We start from the raw sequence: 2,256 nt of genomic DNA, 5'->3' as shown, positions 1-2,256 counted from the left end.
CACTACGCTCACCACCAGACCCCAGCAACAGCTGGAGTCTCAAACTAGAAAGTCTCCGGACATGCCGGGGCGGTTCATGGCGCCAAGGCTAGCGAGCTGCTCACCGACCTCGGGATCGCAGTAGGAACTTGACTGAACGCTCTCCGGTCGCTTGCTGTCGGCGGGGTCGAGGTGCTCGCCTGACGGGTCAAGCGTCGCGGCCGCAGCCTCTCGATACGCAGCCACCGCCGCAGCGACCTCGGGGGCGCGCTGGCGCGCCTCGGCCACAGCGGTGCCGCCGTTGATCGTGCAGGGGTCCGTCGCCGCTGTGGGTCGTGAGGACGTGGGCGGCGAGCTCGTGCTGGAGGTCGAGTAGGCAGGGGTAGAGGCGGTGATAGTGCCGTCGCCACCGAAAAGTTGGAGGCTAGGAAAGGTCGTCGCAATTGCTGCGACCGCGACCAGCGCAGCGCTCACCCCAGCGACATCGCGGACGTGGCGGCGTCGGACGGCACGGCGGCCACGTCGGATGTCGAGGAGCGGGTCGGCTACGGGTACGGGTGCCCGCTGTGCGAGTTCGTCGAGTTGGTTGCCGAGCAGGTCGAAGTCGTCCATCAGGCTTCTCCTTGAGCGTTGCAGGCTCTGGTTCCCGAGTCGGCGGCAGATTCTGCGAGCAGGCTTCGACGCAGCGACGCAAGTGCCGCCGAGGTCTGACTCTTGACGGTGCCGGTGCCAACTCCGAGGTCGTTGGCGGTCTCCTCAATGGACAATCCCCAGTAGTGGCGCAGAACCACCGCGCGGCGCTGTCCTGCAGGGAGCGCTCGAAGTGCTACCCAGAGTTCGTCGGACTCCTCGCCCGGGCCAGGTGTTGTGGTCGTGTCTAGAGGCTGCTCGGTTGGCCGTTCGCGACGCCATGGCCGACGGGTTTCGTCAATGTGTCCGTTGACAAGCATCCGTCGGACGTAGGCGTCGAGGTTTCCTACGCGGCTGACTCGTGGCCACGCGACATAGAGTTTGGCTAGCGCCTCTTGGCGAGGTCCTCGGCCCGGTGCGGATCGCCGCAGAGCAGCCAAGCGCTCCGGAAGAGGTGCGGCCGTCGCCCAGCGACATACGCACCGAACTCCTCGTCTCTTGAAACGCCTTGCCTCCTGTCCTTCCTTCAATGACCTTGACGGAAGTCATCCTCCAAAAGGTTGGCGAGGTCGGCGGCTTCTTGCTCATTCCAGAGGGCCTACACGCGCGCGAGGGCGCAGGTGGTCGGGCGGGTCCGTATTCAGGCTAGGCCCGAAGGTTCTACGGTGTTGTCCGCCCAAACGAAGTCGACGGCGCCAGTTCGTCGTGCACACGCCTCGATCTCGTTCATTGGAACCGGCGCCTGGTGCGCCTCCGTCATGTCGTTCGCGCCGACCCAGCCGCCGCCCATGTGCACCCGAGAGCCGAGGGTCAACACGGTGCCGTCCTTGAACACGATGTCGGGGTCGCGCCACGTTGTACCGATGGAGAACACCGCGATGCTTTCATCGATGAGAAGGCACCCCTTGCGAAGGGTGAGCGTCCCGGTGACCCGGGCGTCAGGCCATGGAGGCGCTTCTCCAGTCAGGGTGATGACAGGGCTGGTTGCGTCCCGCCGCTTGGGCGGGGACTCCTCGGAGCACCCTCCCGCGCCACCGAAGGCGAGGGCGATCGCCAAGATTGTTGGAACGCGTGGCGCACGCCTGCTGTGCATAGTTGTATGACGCTAGAACCCGCCAGCACGTTCCGCAACGCTCAACCTCAACCGCTCGGCGGGAGCGCATAGACGCGCCGAACTTGGGGCGCTGCTTGGGCGAGCGGTCCGTGTGGGAGCGTCAAGTCGCGAAGCCTGATCCCGACGTTTCCGGCTACGCCACCCGCATCGCACGTGACTGGAACGTCAAGGCGAGCGGAGTCGGCTACGTGACCCGTTTTGACGTCGACAAGCGATTCCTCGACTCCTACGAAGTTCAGCAAGCAGGCGGCCAGACGATCTTGGAGTACTGGATTCCGGCCGAGGATTTGGACGAGTTCAACGCCCACATCGCCGGCCTCATCGAGGTCGTCGCCGAGTTCAGGTAGGCGCGAGACTCTAGGTGCCGCGAGCGTGCGGCCATTCCGCCGCCTCCCCCCTCCAGCGGCGCGATGCGCGCGCCGGACCCGGGGGGATGGTGCTCCGGGTATCGAAGAGGGATGGTCTGCGGGGACAGCTGACCTACTGATCGCCATAGTCTGAGGGGCCATGACACGTACGTGGGACACGACGAT

At 65.5% G+C, this 2,256-nt stretch carries 4 protein-coding genes; 1 reads left to right on the top strand and 3 read right to left on the bottom strand.

The window, feature by feature from the left end; genetic code table 11:
* Positions 1 to 39 precede the first annotated feature (39 nt).
* The 3 genes from Q1B24_RS21755 to Q1B24_RS21745 form a co-directional block, all read right to left on the bottom strand.
* A complete protein-coding gene (locus tag Q1B24_RS21755) occupies positions 40 to 591 on the bottom strand; it encodes a hypothetical protein (protein WP_299933063.1) in 552 nt (183 codons plus the stop codon).
* Complete coding sequence (locus Q1B24_RS21750; protein ID WP_366916578.1) at positions 591 to 929, bottom strand: sigma factor-like helix-turn-helix DNA-binding protein; 339 nt, start codon at positions 927 to 929, stop codon at positions 591 to 593. Before Q1B24_RS21750 ends, Q1B24_RS21755 begins: the two co-directional genes overlap by 1 nt.
* Positions 930 to 1,249: 320 nt before the next feature.
* On the bottom strand, positions 1,250 to 1,483 hold the full coding sequence (locus tag Q1B24_RS21745) for a hypothetical protein (RefSeq protein ID WP_299933060.1): 234 nt from the start codon (positions 1,481 to 1,483) through the stop codon (positions 1,250 to 1,252).
* A 314-nt stretch (positions 1,484 to 1,797) separates the two neighbouring features.
* Here Q1B24_RS21745 and Q1B24_RS21740 point away from each other — a divergent pair, with 314 nt between their 5' ends.
* Entirely contained in the window at positions 1,798 to 2,070 is a 273-nt protein-coding gene (locus tag Q1B24_RS21740; RefSeq protein WP_299933057.1) for a hypothetical protein, read from the top strand.
* Positions 2,071 to 2,256 lie beyond the last annotated feature (186 nt).

It is taken from the genome of uncultured Nocardioides sp. (assembly GCF_947488025.1).
Lineage (GTDB): Bacteria > Actinomycetota > Actinomycetes > Propionibacteriales > Nocardioidaceae > Nocardioides.
The sequence above is the reverse complement of the archived record's forward strand: the minus strand, read 5'-3'. Positions and strand labels throughout refer to the sequence as shown.